Origin of the sequence: Mycolicibacterium tusciae, assembly GCF_002086795.1 — a bacterium.
In the GTDB taxonomy this organism is placed as follows: Bacteria; Actinomycetota; Actinomycetes; order Mycobacteriales; family Mycobacteriaceae; genus Mycobacterium; species Mycobacterium tusciae.
In genome coordinates, this window is the sequence record NZ_MVIM01000007.1 from 88,691 (window position 1) to 102,522 (window position 13,832).

16 protein-coding genes and 1 tRNA gene are annotated in these 13,832 nt (G+C 66.8%); 10 read left to right on the forward strand and 7 right to left on the reverse strand.

Going from position 1 to position 13,832, the window contains the following annotated elements:
• Nucleotides 1-49 precede the first annotated feature (49 nt).
• The 3 genes from BST47_RS14745 (at nucleotide 50) to BST47_RS14760 (ending at nucleotide 2,444) form a co-directional block, all read left to right on the forward strand.
• Nucleotides 50-1,006: a metallophosphoesterase gene (locus BST47_RS14745; protein WP_083126271.1), complete on the forward strand. Its 957-nt coding sequence runs from the start codon at nucleotides 50-52 to the stop codon at nucleotides 1,004-1,006.
• A gap of 5 nt (nucleotides 1,007-1,011) precedes the next feature.
• A complete protein-coding gene (gene cds1, locus BST47_RS14750) occupies nucleotides 1,012-2,115 on the forward strand; it encodes an L-cysteine desulfhydrase Cds1 (protein WP_083126272.1) in 1,104 nt (367 codons plus the stop codon).
• A gap of 255 nt (nucleotides 2,116-2,370) precedes the next feature.
• Nucleotides 2,371-2,444, forward strand: a tRNA-Pro gene (locus BST47_RS14760).
• 60 nt (nucleotides 2,445-2,504) lie between these two features.
• On the opposite strand, the gene BST47_RS14765 is transcribed toward BST47_RS14760, so the two are convergent.
• Nucleotides 2,505-2,891, reverse strand: a complete 387-nt coding sequence (locus BST47_RS14765; RefSeq protein WP_083126274.1) for a nitroreductase family deazaflavin-dependent oxidoreductase — start codon at nucleotides 2,889-2,891, stop codon at nucleotides 2,505-2,507.
• Nucleotides 2,892-3,016: 125 nt separating this feature from the next.
• On the opposite strand from BST47_RS14765, the gene BST47_RS14770 reads away from it, so the two are divergent.
• Complete coding sequence (locus BST47_RS14770; protein ID WP_207568612.1) at nucleotides 3,017-4,036, forward strand: iron-containing redox enzyme family protein; 1,020 nt, start codon at nucleotides 3,017-3,019, stop codon at nucleotides 4,034-4,036.
• Here the strand turns inward: BST47_RS14770 and BST47_RS14775 are convergent.
• Both BST47_RS14775 and BST47_RS14780 read right to left on the reverse strand, forming a co-directional pair.
• Nucleotides 4,016-4,231, reverse strand: coding sequence for a CDGSH iron-sulfur domain-containing protein (locus tag BST47_RS14775; protein WP_420094038.1), 216 nt, complete (start codon nucleotides 4,229-4,231; stop codon nucleotides 4,016-4,018). The two genes, BST47_RS14770 and BST47_RS14775, sit on opposite strands and share 21 nt — an antisense overlap.
• On the reverse strand, nucleotides 4,228-4,923 hold the full coding sequence (locus tag BST47_RS14780; RefSeq protein WP_083126275.1) for a class I SAM-dependent methyltransferase: 696 nt from the start codon (nucleotides 4,921-4,923) through the stop codon (nucleotides 4,228-4,230). The genes BST47_RS14775 and BST47_RS14780 overlap by 4 nt, the downstream gene beginning before the upstream one ends.
• A 124-nt stretch (nucleotides 4,924-5,047) precedes the next feature.
• Here BST47_RS14780 and BST47_RS14785 point away from each other — a divergent pair, with 124 nt between their 5' ends.
• The gene (locus tag BST47_RS14785) at nucleotides 5,048-5,719 is read left to right on the forward strand and encodes a phosphodiesterase (protein ID WP_083126276.1); all 672 of its coding nucleotides are present in this window, start codon (nucleotides 5,048-5,050) and stop codon (nucleotides 5,717-5,719) included.
• 3 nt (nucleotides 5,720-5,722) lie between these two features.
• Here BST47_RS14785 and BST47_RS30710 read toward each other — a convergent pair whose 3' ends face one another.
• From BST47_RS30710 to BST47_RS14795, 3 genes are read right to left on the reverse strand one after another with little or no spacing between them, the layout of a single operon-like run.
• Nucleotides 5,723-5,881, reverse strand: coding sequence for a hypothetical protein (locus BST47_RS30710; RefSeq protein WP_165799794.1), 159 nt, complete (start codon nucleotides 5,879-5,881; stop codon nucleotides 5,723-5,725).
• Between the two features lie 9 nt (nucleotides 5,882-5,890).
• Entirely contained in the window at nucleotides 5,891-6,877 is a 987-nt protein-coding gene (locus tag BST47_RS14790) for an LLM class F420-dependent oxidoreductase (protein ID WP_083126277.1), read from the reverse strand.
• A 36-nt stretch (nucleotides 6,878-6,913) separates the two neighbouring features.
• Nucleotides 6,914-7,378 carry a GatB/YqeY domain-containing protein gene (locus BST47_RS14795; protein WP_083126278.1) on the reverse strand — a complete coding sequence of 155 codons (465 nt, stop codon included), beginning with the start codon at nucleotides 7,376-7,378 and terminating at the stop codon, nucleotides 6,914-6,916.
• Between the two features lie 131 nt (nucleotides 7,379-7,509).
• Between BST47_RS14795 and BST47_RS14800 the strand changes: the two genes are divergently transcribed.
• From BST47_RS14800 to BST47_RS14820, 5 genes are read left to right on the forward strand one after another with little or no spacing between them, the layout of a single operon-like run.
• Entirely contained in the window at nucleotides 7,510-8,736 is a 1,227-nt protein-coding gene (locus tag BST47_RS14800; protein WP_083126522.1) for a DUF7847 domain-containing protein, read from the forward strand.
• Between the two features lies 1 nt (nucleotide 8,737).
• A complete protein-coding gene (locus BST47_RS14805) occupies nucleotides 8,738-9,391 on the forward strand; it encodes a DUF4129 domain-containing protein (protein ID WP_083126280.1) in 654 nt (217 codons plus the stop codon).
• Nucleotides 9,388-10,527, forward strand: coding sequence for a DUF4350 domain-containing protein (locus BST47_RS14810; RefSeq protein ID WP_083126281.1), 1,140 nt, complete (start codon nucleotides 9,388-9,390; stop codon nucleotides 10,525-10,527). The genes BST47_RS14805 and BST47_RS14810 overlap by 4 nt, the downstream gene beginning before the upstream one ends.
• Entirely contained in the window at nucleotides 10,521-11,507 is a 987-nt protein-coding gene (locus BST47_RS14815; protein ID WP_420094040.1) for an AAA family ATPase, read from the forward strand. Before BST47_RS14810 ends, BST47_RS14815 begins: the two co-directional genes overlap by 7 nt.
• A complete protein-coding gene (locus tag BST47_RS14820; protein WP_083126283.1) occupies nucleotides 11,507-12,829 on the forward strand; it encodes a DUF58 domain-containing protein in 1,323 nt (440 codons plus the stop codon). The genes BST47_RS14815 and BST47_RS14820 overlap by 1 nt, the downstream gene beginning before the upstream one ends.
• On the opposite strand, the gene BST47_RS14825 is transcribed toward BST47_RS14820, so the two are convergent.
• Nucleotides 12,826-13,818 (reverse strand): stage II sporulation protein M, encoded by a 993-nt coding sequence (locus tag BST47_RS14825; protein WP_083126284.1) that lies wholly within the window; start codon nucleotides 13,816-13,818, stop codon nucleotides 12,826-12,828. The two genes, BST47_RS14820 and BST47_RS14825, sit on opposite strands and share 4 nt — an antisense overlap.
• Nucleotides 13,819-13,832 lie beyond the last annotated feature (14 nt).

A 13,832-nucleotide genomic window follows, 5' to 3' on the forward strand; every position in this document is an offset into this window, starting at 1 on the left:
ACCGCGGTGAAATCGCAGTGAACGGTGGGCTGGCAGTAAGCTCTGCTTCATGCCCGCGTCTTCGATTTTGAAGAATTCCGCAGTCGCCGCCGCCGGTTCGCTGGCTGCGGGGATCGGCTATGCGTCGCTCATCGAGCGCAATGCATTCGCCGTGCGTGAAGTGACGATGCCAGTACTCTCTCCCGGATCGTCACCGCTGAAGGTGCTGCACATCAGCGACATCCACATGCGTCCGCAGCAGCGCCGCAAGCAGGACTGGCTGCGGGAACTGGCGCGGCTGGAGCCGGACCTCATCGTCAACACCGGCGACAACCTCGCCCACCCGAAGGCCGTGCCCGCCGTCGTGCAGGCACTCGGCGACCTGCTCGCCGTGCCCGGGGTTTTCGTGTTCGGCAGCAACGACTACTTCGGTCCGAAGCCGAAGAACCCGCTGAACTACCTGACCAATCCGACCCGCCGCCTGCACGGCGAGCCGCTGCCCTGGCAGGACCTTCGCGCTGCGTTCACCGAGCGCGGCTGGCTGGACATGACGCACACCCGGCGCGAGTTCGAGGTGAGCGGCCTGCTGGTCGCGGCCGCGGGCGTCGACGATCCGCACCTCAAGCGCGACCGCTACGAGACGATCGCCGGACCCGCCAACCCGGCGGTGAACCTGCGGCTGGGCCTGACCCATTCGCCGGAGCCGCGGGTCCTCGACCGTTTCGCCGCCGACGGCTATCAGCTGATCATGGCCGGCCACACCCACGGCGGCCAGCTGTGCCTGCCGTTCTACGGCGCGGTCGTCACCAACTGCGATCTCGACCGGTCGCGCGCCAAGGGTGCCTCCCAGTGGGGCGCCCACACGCAACTGCACGTGTCCGCGGGCATCGGCACCTCACCGTATGCGCCGGTGCGGTTCTGCTGCCGCCCCGAAGCCACGTTGCTGACTCTGGTCGCCGCACCGATCGGCGGGTCCTTCACCGGCATTCAAGAGGGCCAGTCCCACCCGAGCGTCTCGGTGCGCTGAGCGCCTTGAGCGCGGCAGCGAGCGCCAGCCGGGGCCGGCCACGCAAGTGGGTCGACAATGCGGTTCGGTTGATCGAGGCCGACGCGCGCCGTAGCGCCGACACACACCTGCTGCGCTATCCGCTGCCGACCGCGTGGTGCGACACGGTTGATGTCGCGCTCTACCTCAAGGACGAGACCACCCACATCACCGGCAGCCTCAAGCACCGGTTGGCGCGGTCGTTGTTCCTGTATGCGCTGTGCAACGGCTGGATCGACGAGAACACCACCGTCATCGAGGCCTCGTCGGGGTCGACGGCGGTGTCGGAGGCGTATTTCGCGGCGCTGCTGGGTTTGCCGTTCATCGCGGTGATGCCGAGCTCGACGAGCGCCACCAAGATCGCCCTGATCGAATCACAAGGCGGCCGTTGCCATTTCGTCGCCGAGTCGTCCCAGGTATATGCCGAGGCCGAGCGGCTGGCCGCGGAGACCGGTGGCCATTATCTCGACCAGTTCACCAACGCCGAACGCGCTACCGACTGGCGCGGCAACAACAACATCGCCGAGTCGATCTTCGATCAGATGCGCGACGAGGCCCACCCCGTGCCCGACTGGATCGTGGTGGGCGCGGGCACCGGTGGCACCAGCGCGACGATCGGCCGGTTCATCCGGTACCGCCGCTACGAGACGCGCTTGTGTGTGGTCGACCCGGAGAACTCGGCGTTCTTCCCCTCCTATGCGCAGGGGCGCGGCGACATCGTGACGGGGATGTCGTCGCGGATCGAGGGCATCGGCCGTCCACGGGTGGAGCCGTCGTTTCTGCCCGACGTCGTGGATCGGATGGTCGTCGTGCCCGATGCGGCGTCGGTCGCTGCCGCGCGGCATGCGAGCGCGGTGCTGGGGCGACGCGTGGGTCCGTCCACCGGCACGAACCTGTGGGGCGCCTTCGGGCTACTTGCGGAAATGGTCGCGAACGGACGCAGCGGGTCAGTGGTGACCCTGCTCGCCGACAGCGGCGACCGCTACGCGGACACCTACTTCTGCGACGAGTGGCTTACCAGCCACGGGCTGGACCCCTCGGCGTGGGCCGAGGTCCTCATCGAGTTCGAACGCTCGGGCCGCTGGGCCTGATCCTCGGACCGGCCCATGAGGGGACCGTCGGAAGTCAGGAACAGCCACAAGGCGGCCAGGACGAAGAATCCCAGATAGATCGAAGCACCGAGCCCGGTCATTTCTCGCCTCACTTAGTCGTTTTCTACCGTCAGTTTGCATAACGCCACCGACAACCCAAATGCATCCACCGGCGTGTCGTGACGTGCACCTCAGTGCGGCCGGGCGCGTTTGGTGTCACACCGTCGGGGTGCGATACGCTGTCGTGGCTTCACTCGGGGTGTGGCGCAGCTTGGTAGCGTGCTTCGTTCGGGACGAAGAGGTCGTGGGTTCAAATCCCGCCACCCCGACTCATGTGATTTTCGGGTAGACGCCCTGACTCGGCTCAGCCGGTCGGGGCGTTTGCGTCGCTAGGTGCTTCTGGTCAGGACCAGCGCCGCCTCGTTGTAGGGGAACAGGCGATAGAAAGTGCGGCCCGGCCCAACGACGAGGGGTGCCGCCTCGGCCTTGCTCATCAGCCGCGGGTTGGTCAGCGCAACATGCTCGCCGCGCTTGTGCAGCACCGCCGGTCCACCGGCCAACACGTTCTTCACCCAGTCCGTTTCGGGCCCGTAGCCGATCAGAACGACGAACCCGTCCGCAGTGGGAAAAACCAGCAGCGGTGTGCGGTACCGCTTACCCGACTTTCGGCCGACGTGCTCGAGCGTGCCTTGACCGGGCAGCCACGGAGTTATGGCGCGAGCCGCGGGATTGGTGACCCGGCGATTGAAGTTTGCGACTGCGCGAGGCATCCGCATGAGACCCCCTCATCGGAGAACCTGACCAACAGAAGTGGCAACCGACTGTCGGATAGTAGCGCTGTCTTCTCCAGAGGACCAGGCTGCCGAGGTTTGACCGGTGGCCAGCCGGGAATCACACGGCTGTGACGTTGCCATCCACTCTGGTCGAACCTGCTCTCCCCCGCGCTGCCGGGCCCGTCTCGGCGGCGATCGTCGACATGCTTGCGCGTCAGCGCCCGGCCCTGCCCGTGCGCCCGCTCGAGGTTCCCGTCTACGAGGCGGATCCGTATGGACTCGACCTGCAACTCGCGCTGTGCGTCTGCTACGAGTTGCACTACCGCGGCTTTCGTTCGGTCAATCCACGCTGGGAGTGGAATCCCGCTCTGCTCCACTTGCGCGGCCGCCTCGAGGAGGCGTTTCTGGAGGCCGTTCGGCGCGACGTCGGGGACATCACGCCCGACGACACCGCCGAAGCGGAGATGGATGCGATCTCGCTCGAACCCGTCGAGGGCCGTGGCCCGTCCTATTACCTGCGTGACGAGGGCACCTGGGAGCAGATGCAGGAGTACTTCGTGCACCGCTCCATCTACCACCTCAAGGAGGGTGACCCCCACGCGTGGGTGATCCCCCGCCTCACCGGCCGGGCGAAAGCAGCCTTCGTCGCAGTCGAATTCGACGAGTACGGCGCCGGCCGCGAAGAGCGTGTCCACCAGCATCTGTACGCCGAGTTGATGGACGCCGCCGGTCTCGATGCCACCTACCTCGCCTATCTCAACAATGTGCCCGCCGAGGCGCTGGCATCGATCAACCTGATGTCGCTGTTCGGGCTGCACCGCGAATTGCGCGGCGCAACGGTGGGGCACTTCGCGTCCACCGAGATCACCTCGTCGCCCGGGTCACGGCGGCTGGTCGACGCGCTCCGGCGGATGAACGCACCCCAAGCATGCGTGACGTTCTATTCCGAACACGTGGTGGCCGACGCGGTTCACGAACAAGTGGTGCGTACCGACGTCGTCGGTGGTCTGCTTGCGCGCGAACCGCATCTGGAGGCTGACGTGGTGTTCGGGATCAGGGCGCGCGACCTCGTCGAAAACCGCCTCGCCGATCACCTGATGGAGTGCTGGAAGGCGGGTCGTCCGTCGCTACGACGTCCGCTGAGCTGACCGCTTGCCTGCGCGCGGACGGCACCGATGGCTGGTGTCGCACATCGGATAGTCCTTGCTGCGACGGCATGTGCAGATCGCGACCATGAAGCGATCGGACTCCACGACGCTGCCGTCGGGCAACTCGATTCGCACCGGTCCCTCGACCATCACCGGGCCGGAGGGAACAATGCGCACCGTGCGGGTTTCAGTCACGGCTTCTCGGCCCTGATCACGACGAGTTCTTCCTCGCGTCGGCCGGGCTCGAGCCTGCCGGTTTCCTCCAGCCACGCGGCACGCGACTTCAGCACGGGTCCGAACGGAATCCACTGATAGGCAACGACTTCCGCGTCAAGTCCGGCTGACGCCAGCGCCGCCAGCGTCTGACGCGGGACCGCGAACTCGGATTGCACCAGGAGGAAAGTGCCGCCCGCGGCAAGCAGATCCGGCACCGCTTCGCAAAGCGGATCCAGAACGAGGCGACCGTCGAGGCCGGCATCCCACGCGCGCGCCGGGCCGGTATCCGGCGGTATCGGCGCGTACGTGACGTCGGGATCATGTGGCACGTACGGCGGATTACAGACCACCACGTCGAACGGGCCGAACTCCGCGGCGCGCGCCCACGATCCCAGATGAACATCGACATCAATGCCCGCGCTCAACGCATTCATCCGTGCATGCCGAACGGCACGCGAACACACATCGAACGCCATGACCTGCGATGCCCCCTGCTCGCCTGCGGCAATACCCACCACACCGCTGCCGGTGCACAGGTCGGCTACTCGGCGACCGCGCGCGAGGCCAGATTTCTCCATCACGTCGATGAGAAATTGCGAGTCTTCCTGCGGGGTGTAGACGCCCGCCGGCGCGAATAGAGTATCCGGCGAGTCGGAGTAAGCGGTTGTCACGCAAGGGCCTTTCGAACAGTTTTCGCTGCGGCGTCGCAGCAGTGCGCTGGGTTAATGCCCGGTATCGGGGCTGTTAAACCGGGTCGCCCGGTTTTGCGGCCCGGCAGTACGGGCACCCTCAAGCGTGCAAATCTCCGATCTCGCCTCGTTGCCCATCAAGTTCGGAGCGGCCGCTCGCGGTCGCCGGCTGTTCCATCCCGTCGGTGTGCTCGCGGAAGGCACTTTGGAGCGGACGGCCCCCGGCAGTGAGGGACTGCCCATGCGGTCTTGCGACGTCATCGGTCGCGTATCCAAGGGTGTCGGACTGCCAGGAGCGGCGCCCGACATCGCGGGGTTGGCGTTCCGGATTCCGCCGCCGCAGGATCTGCGTTCCTGCGGTCCCTGGGATGTGCTGCTGGCATCGACCGCGGCCGGCAGCCGTTTCGGTCTGGCGCCGGTCACCTCATGGTCCGGTGCCGCCTTCTCCAGCCTGATGCCGTTGCGCTACCGCGACCGCGTGTGGTGGTTACGGGCACGGCTGGTCACCGAGCTCAGCCACCGAGGTCTTGCCCTCGACACGATCGAGGCCCAAATCAGTTCGGGAGGCGTCGAGTTCGACATCGAGCAGGCTCCGGCAAAGGGGGAGTTCAGCCCGTTGGCCCGGCTCACCCTGCGCAACGTCGACCCGAGTTGTGACGACATCGCGTTCGATCCCGCGTTGCACAGCGACTGCGACGTCGAGCTGCTGCCCCGCTGGTTGACCAGATTCCGGCGCGCGGCCTATCGCCGCAGCCGCCAGGGACGCGACCCGCAGTAGCTGTCAAGCGGTGGGCTCGCCACGGGTATCGGCGACATCGGGCGCTTCCTCCCGGGTGGCCATACCTCCTTCGCCGCCCTCGTCGGTCGGCCCTGGGCGTCCGCCCTTCTTCTGCGACTCGTCGACCGTGTGGTCCTCGTAAATTCCCTTGCCCTTGGGCATGTTTGCCTTTCAGTCCGATGCGCTTCTGAGTTTTTCCAGCAGAGATCCTGCCGCTTCCTTGAGGAACAGGTCCTGGCCCTCATCACCGATTTGCACGAGGGCGATATCGGTGAAACCCGCCTCCCAGTACTTGCTCACCGCATCGACGATCGCGTCGAGATCCGGTCCGCACGGGATGGATTCGGCGACGTCCTCCGGCCGCACGTACTGGGTGGCGCCGTCGAAACCGGCCGTGGTCGGCAGGTCGGCGTTGACCGCCCAACCGCCCCCGAACCAGCGGAACTGGTCGTGAGCCCGGCGAATTGCCTTGTCGCGGTCGGGATCCCAGCAGATCGGAATCTGTCCGATGACCCGCACATCTCCGGGCAGCCCGGTGGCGCGCCTGGCGTCATGCCAAGCGTCCACGAAATCCTTGTTCGGTTCGACAGCGATCAGATGGTCGGACAGCGGCGCGAAGGTTTCCACCGACCGTTCACCGGACACCGCAGTCGCGATGGCGACCGGTGTCTCCGGAATGTCCCAGAGTCGCGCGGAATCCACCTCGAAGTGCTCGCCTTTCCAATCGACGAGCTCGCCGGTGAACAACTCGCGGATGATCTGAATGGCCTCGCGCAGCATCTCTTGGCGCCGGGTCACGGTCGGCCAACGCTTGCCGACGACGTGTTCGTTGAGGTTCTCGCCGCTGCCCAGCCCGAGGGTGAACCGGCCGTCGGCGAGGATCTGCAACGTGGCGGCTTTCTGTGCGACGACCGCCGGGTGGTAGCGCATCGTCGGGCACGTGACGTAGGTGAACAACTCGACCTGATCGGTCGCATGCGCGACGGCGCCGAGCACCGACCACGCATACGGTGCGTGCCCCTGTGACGAGAGCCACGGAAAGTAGTGGTCCGAGGAGACCTCGAAGTCGAACCCAACCCGTTCTGCCGAAACGGCATAACGGACAAGATCTTTAGGTCCGCTCTGTTCGGTCATGAGGGTGTAGCCGAAACGAGTCATGGCATTCGGGTACCCCTGCGAATGACGACGAAACGACTACAGCCTGGCCTTCACGGCAGCCGAGAGTCGTGAGCCGTCGGCCTTACCCGCGGCGATCGCGGTAGCGGCCTTCATCACCTGGCCCATCTGCTTCATGCCCGGCCGCTCACCGATCTCCTCGGCGACCTGCGCGATCGCGGTGTCGACCACATCGGCCACTTCAGCCTCGGTCAGCGGAGTGGGCAGGTATTCGTCGATGACGCGTGCTTCGGCATGCTCGTTGGCGGCCAGCTCACCGCGGCCGTTCTGGGTGTAGATCTCGGCGGCCTCCGCGCGCTTCTTGGATTCCTTGGACAGCACCTTCAGCACGTCCGCGTCGGACAGCTCGCGCGCATCCTTGCCCGCCACTTCCTCGGTCTGGATCGCCGCGAGCAGCATCCGCAGCGTCGCCGTCCGCAGTTTGTCCTGCGACTTCATCGCCGCGGTGAGGTCTGCACGCAGTTGCTCTTTGAGTTCTGCCATGCCGCAAACCTACGCCGCACCGTCGCGCACCGTGATCTCGGTCGACACGGCCACCGTAGCCTCGGTCAGCGCACTGACACGGCGGTCAGAGACGTTTGTCAATTCGCATCATGATCGACAGGATGGTTGCCATGAGCACCGAGGCCGGCAATTCGGGGATCGCCGGACAGCCGCCACCGGGCTACGCACCGCCGCCTGCCTACGGACCGCCACCGGGCTACGCACCGCCGCCTGCCTACGGACCGCCTCCGGGCTACGCACCGCCGCCTGCCTACGGACCGCCTCCGGGCTACGGACCCCCACCCGGGTACGGACCACCTCCGGGCTACGGTCCCCCACCCGGGTACGGACCACCTCCGGGCACCGGACCGCCGATGCCGCCCCTCCTCAAACCAGGCATCATCCCGCTGCGACCGCTGAGCCTGTCAGACATCTTCAACGGCGCGGTCGCCTACATTCGCGCCAATCCGAAGGCGACGTTGGGATTCACCACCATCGTCGTCGTCACCACTCAGCTCTTGGCACTCCTGCTCTCGGTGGGACCGCTCGCCGCGACCGGGCAGCTCGCGGGGTCGTTCAACAGTGACGAGGTGTCCACCGGCGCATTGCTGGGCTCGACACTGTCCAGCCTCGTCGGCGCCGCGGCGACCTGGTTGACGGCGATCCTGCTGAGTGGGCTGCTCACCGTCGTCGTCGGCCGGTCCGTTTTCGGGGCCGGCATCACGATTGGTGACGCGTGGCAGCGGCTCAAGGGTCGACTGTCGGCACTGATCGGGTTCACGATCATCGAAGGGTTTGGCGTCGCGATTCTGGTCGCCATCGTCTTGGGCCTGATCTTCTGGATCGGGATAGCGTCCAGCGTGACCGCCGCGATCATCGTCGGCCTGCCTCTCGGTCTGCTCTTGATCGTCGCCTTGGTCTATGTCTGGGTGGTTCTCAGCTTCGCGCCGCCGCTCATCGTGCTGGAACGCCTCGGCATCTTCGCCGCCATCGAGCGGTCGTTCAGGTTGGTGAAGAACGACTTCTGGCGGGTGTTCGGCATCCGGCTGCTCGCCACGATCGCGGTGCAGTTCATCGCCGGCGCGGTCACGATTCCGTTCAGCGTGGGCGGTCAGCTCCTTCTGATGGCGGCCGAGTCCACAGCGATGACGATGCTGTCGTTCCTCCTGCTGTCGGTGGGCGGCATCGTCGCCCAGATCATCACCGCCCCGTTCCTGGCAGGCGTCGTCGTGCTGCTCTACACCGATCGCCGGATCCGCGCCGAAGCCTTCGACCTCGTATTGCGGACCGGCGCGGCATTCGGTCCGTCCTCGCCGTCCGATTCCACTGACCATCTGTGGCTGACCCGTCAAGCCTGACGTGCCGACGATAGACATCGACGGCGATGCCGCCCACGACGCCGCGCAACGCGAACTGCAAAGACCGATCTACCCCAAGCCAGGCCTGACCGAACGTCTCCTCGAGTGGATCAACGAGCTGCTCTACCGATTGGCCGACAACGGATCTCGCCTACCCGGTGGTTGGTTCACCATCTCTATCCTGCTGATCCTGCTCGTCGCCGGGATCATCGTCGCGATACGGATCGCACGGCGCACCATGCGGACCGACCGTGGCGGCCGCTTCGCGCTGTTCGGTGAACAGGAACTCAGCGCTGGCGAGCATCGGGCCACGGCCGAGCAGTATGCAGCAGCGGGTGACTGGGCGGCGGCCATCCGTCACCGCCTGAGAGCAGTGGCCCGTGAGCTCGAGGACGCCAGGGTGCTGGATGCCATCCCCGGCCGGACGGCCACCGAGCTCGCGCGCGACGCGGGTAAAGCGATGCCCGCGTTGGCTGCTGAATTATCCATGGCTGCAACCTCATTCAACGACGTCACCTACGGGGAGCGACCGGGTACCGAAGCCGCGTACCGGATGATCGCCCAACTCGACGATCACGTGCGTTTCAACACTGCGACGAGTTCCGGGGCCGTCCCCGCCGCAGCACCGTCCACCGGCTGGGCGGAGGTGCGATGACGGACACGGCGGTCGGGCACACGTTGAAGCAGCGCTGGAGTGCCTCCCGATGGATGCTGTTGTCGCTCGTCGTCGTCATCGCAGTCGCCACCCTGATCACCTATCTGACCGCGCCCCGACTCGGCGGCCCGATGGATCCGACGTCCACGTCGCCTGACGGCGCCCATGCACTGGTGACCCTGCTGCGCGAGCAGGGCATCGATGTCGTCGAGGCACCGGATATCTCGGCCGCCGAAAGTGCCGCGCGCCCCGGCACACTCATCGTCGTGTTGCAGACACTGCAGCGTCTCGACGACGACGTCCTGTGGCGGCTGAGCAACTTGCCCGGTGACCGGCTCCTGGTGGCTCCGTCGACGCGTACCCGTGAAGCGCTGGCTCCCCATATCACCGTTGCCGGGTCGGTTCCCTTCGGCGGTTCCGAACCCGGTTGCGACCTGCGGGAGGCAACCCGAGCCGGCGCGGTTCAGCTCGGCGTGAGCGACGAATACGAAGCGGTGGAAGACTTTCCGATCACCCGCTGCTACGGCGGAGCCCTGGTCCGCTACACCGAGGACGGACGCACCGTCACGGTCGTCGGCAGCGGCGAATTCATGATGAACGGTGGACTGCTGGCCGACGGGAACGCCGCGCTCGCGATGAACCTTGCCGGAACGAACCCGCGGGTGATCTGGTATGCGCCGCAGAAGCGTCAAGGCGAATCCGATGCGGGCGCGGAAATCTCCGACCTCGTTCCTCCCGCGGTCGGATGGATAGTGATCCAGCTGTGGCTCGCGATCGCGCTCGTCGCGGTGTGGCGGGGCCGACGCCTCGGTCCGCTTGTTGCAGAACGTATGCCCGTTGTCGTGCGCGCATCCGAGACGGTCGAGGGGCGCGGCAGGCTGTATCGCTCCCGTCGCGCTCGCGACCGCGCAGCGACGGCCCTGCGCACCGCCACCTTGCAACGGATGCTGCCGCGCCTCGGCCTGTCCACCAACGCCGAGCCGCCCGCCGTCGTCCAGGCAGTGGCGCAGCGGTCGGGACACCACGCACAGACAGTGGCGCACACACTGTTCGGTCCGCCACCGCAGACCGACGACGACTTGGTCCAGCTCGCCCGTGAACTCGACAACATCGAAAGGCAGGTCGCACAATCGTGACTCAGCCACCTTCAGGTCAGAATCCCGGCGCCGCAGGTGATGCGGCGCGAAATGCGCTGCTGGCTCTGCGCACTGAGATCGCCAAGGCAGTCGTCGGCCAGGAGGCGGTGGTCAGCGGCTTGGTGATCGCACTACTGTGCCGCGGTCATGTGCTGCTCGAGGGAGTGCCGGGCGTTGCCAAGACCCTGCTGGTCCGCACGCTGGCGGCCGCGCTGCAACTCGAGTTCAAGCGGGTGCAGTTCACGCCCGACCTGATGCCAGGTGACGTCACCGGTTCGCTCGTATATGACGCCCGCACGGCCGAATTCGAGTTCCGCGCCGGCCCGGTGTTCACCAACCTGCTGCTGGCCGACGAGATCAACAGGACTCCGCCCAAGACTCAGGCCGCGCTGCTTGAGGCCATGGAGGAGCGCCAGGTCAGCGTGGACGGTGAACCGCGTCCGTTGCCCGACCCGTTCATCGTGGCGGCGACGCAGAACCCGATCGAGTACGAGGGCACCTATCAGCTGCCCGAAGCACAGCTGGACCGGTTCCTCTTGAAGCTCAACGTTCCCCTGCCGCCGCGGGACCAGGAGATCACGGTCCTCGATCGGCATGCGCGCGGCTTCGACCCTCGCGACCTGTCCGCCGTGCGACCCGTCGCGGGGCCCGCCGAACTGGCGGCCGGCCGTGCCGCCGTACAACAGGTGCTCGTCGCCGACGAGGTGCTCGGCTACATCGTCGATATCGCGGGCGCTACACGGCATTCCCCGTCACTGCAGCTAGGGGTGTCGCCGCGCGGGGCGACCGCCCTGCTGGGCACGGCCCGCTCCTGGGCATGGCTGTCGGGCCGCAACTACGTCACCCCCGATGACGTCAAGGCGATGGCGCGGCCGACGTTGCGGCATCGTATCCAGTTGCGTCCGGAGGCCGAGCTCGAAGGCGCTCATCCCGACGGCGTGCTGGACGGGATTCTCGCAGCCGTCCCGGTGCCACGGTAGTGGTTCTGACCGGTCGCGCCGGCTTGGTGGCACTGGTCTGCGTGCTTCCGGTCGCGTTGTCACCATGGCCGGCAACGGCGTTCGCCGTTCTAGCCGGTGCGCTTGCGGCAGCGATCGTACTTGACATCCTTCTGGCCGCCAGCACTCGCCGGCTGGTCTTCGCGCGATCCGGTGACACCACGGCGAGACTGGGGCAACCCGTCGACGCGGTTCTCGAAGTGGAGAACCCGGGTCCGCGACGCTTGCGCGGACAGGTCCGCGATGCGTGGGCGCCCAGCGCCAGGGCCGAGCCCCGGATGCACAGTGTGAATATTGCTCCAGGACAACGGGTTCGACTCGTTACGACGCTGCGGTCGGTTCGCAGGGGCGACCAGAGATCAGCTTTGGTGACGGCCCGGTCGATCGGGCCGTTGGGAATGGCCGGAAGGCAGCACTCGCATCGGGTGCCATGGCAGATCCGGATCCTGCCACCGTTCCTGTCCCGCAAGCACCTGCCCTCGCGGCTGGCCAGACTTCGCGAGCTGGAAGGGAACACCGCGGTCCTGATCCGCGGTCAGGGCACCGAGTTCGATTCGTTGCGTGAGTACGTCATCGGTGACGATGTCAGATCAATCGACTGGCGCGCCACCGCCCGGCGAGCCGACGTCGTGGTGCGGACGTGGCGACCCGAGCGTGATCGGCGGGTGGTCATCGTGCTGGACACCGGACGCACATCGGCGGGCCGTGTCGGCGTTGACCCCACCGCCGACGATCCCAGTGGCTGGCCGCGACTGGACTGGTCCATGGATGCCGCGCTGCTGCTGGCCGCGCTCGCAGCGCGCGCGGGCGATCACGTCGACTTCCTCGCTCACGACCGGGTCACCCGGGCCGGCCTGTTCAACGCCTCGCGCACGGAACTGCTCGCGCAACTGGTCGGCGCCATGGCGCCGCTGGAACCCGCACTGATCGAGTCCGATGCCAGGGCCATGGTGGCCGCGATACAGCGACGCGTTCGGCGCCGAGCGCTGGTCGTGTTGCTCACCGACCTGAACGCCTCCGCGCTCGACGAGGGTCTGATGGGCGTGCTGCCGCAATTGTCCGCCAAACATCAGGTTCTGCTGGCCGCTGTCGCCGACCCGCGGGTGGACGCGATGGCCGCGGGGCGGGCGGACGCCCCCGCGGTGTACGACGCTGCGGCGGCCGAACGTTCGCGCAACGACCGGCGTTCGATGGCCTCGCGATTGCGGGCGGCCGGGGTCGATGTCGTGGACGCACCACCCGACGAACTGGCACCCGCGCTCGCGGACCACTACCTCGCCATGAAGGCCACCGGCAGGCTCTAGCGCGTCGGCACCACATCCGGTGCGTCGGCGATGTCGCCGCTCTCCCCCGCAGCGACACCCCGGCGGCCGAAATAGATTACGTAGCAGAGGAAAGCGACTTCGGCTGCCACCCCGATGGCGATGCGCACGAACGTCGGCAGCGGCGACGGTGTCACCAACGACTCGATCAGCCCGGCCACCAGCAAGACGACGATCAGGCCGCCGGCGACCGCAACCACCGCGCGGCCCTGCTCGGCCAGCACCTGCGTCCGCGGCCGATGGCCCGGCGACACGACCGACCACCCGAGTCGCATTCCCACGGCCCCGGCGAGGAAGACCGCTGTCAGTTCGATGAGCCCATGCGGGGTCAGCAGGCCGAGGAAGACGTCGCCCTTGTCCGCGTCGAACATGAAGCCGGCGATCACTCCGAGGTTGAGAGCGTTCTGGAACAGGATGTACGGGATGGGGATGCCGAGCAGGATCGCGAAGCCGATGCACTGCGCGGCAACCCATGAGTTGTTGATCCACACCTGCAGGCCGAACGATGCGGCTGGGTTCTCGCTGTAATAGTTGGCGAAATCCTCGTTCACCAATTGTTCGATCTCGCTTGGGGTTTTGAGGGCCGACTGCACCTCCTGGTTGCCCGACACCCACAGCGCGATCAGCGCGGTGACGAAGAAGAACGCGAAGGCCGTTGCGAGCCACCATCGCCATGAGCGATAGGCGACCACCGGGAACGACACCGTCCAGAACCTCGCGAACTCGCGCCACAGCGGCGCATGCGCACCCGTCACCACCGACCGTGCGCGGGCGACCAACCCCGACAGCCGCCCGATGAGGACCGAGTCGGTGGACGAGCTGCGCACGATCGACAGGTGGGTGGACACCCGCTGGTAGAGATCGACCAATTCGTCGACTTCGGCGCCCGTGAGCTTCCGCCGACGCCTGGTCAGCTGCTCCAGCCGCTCCCACGTCGGACGATGCGCCACCACGAACGCGTCGACATCCACCCCACGAATCCTAG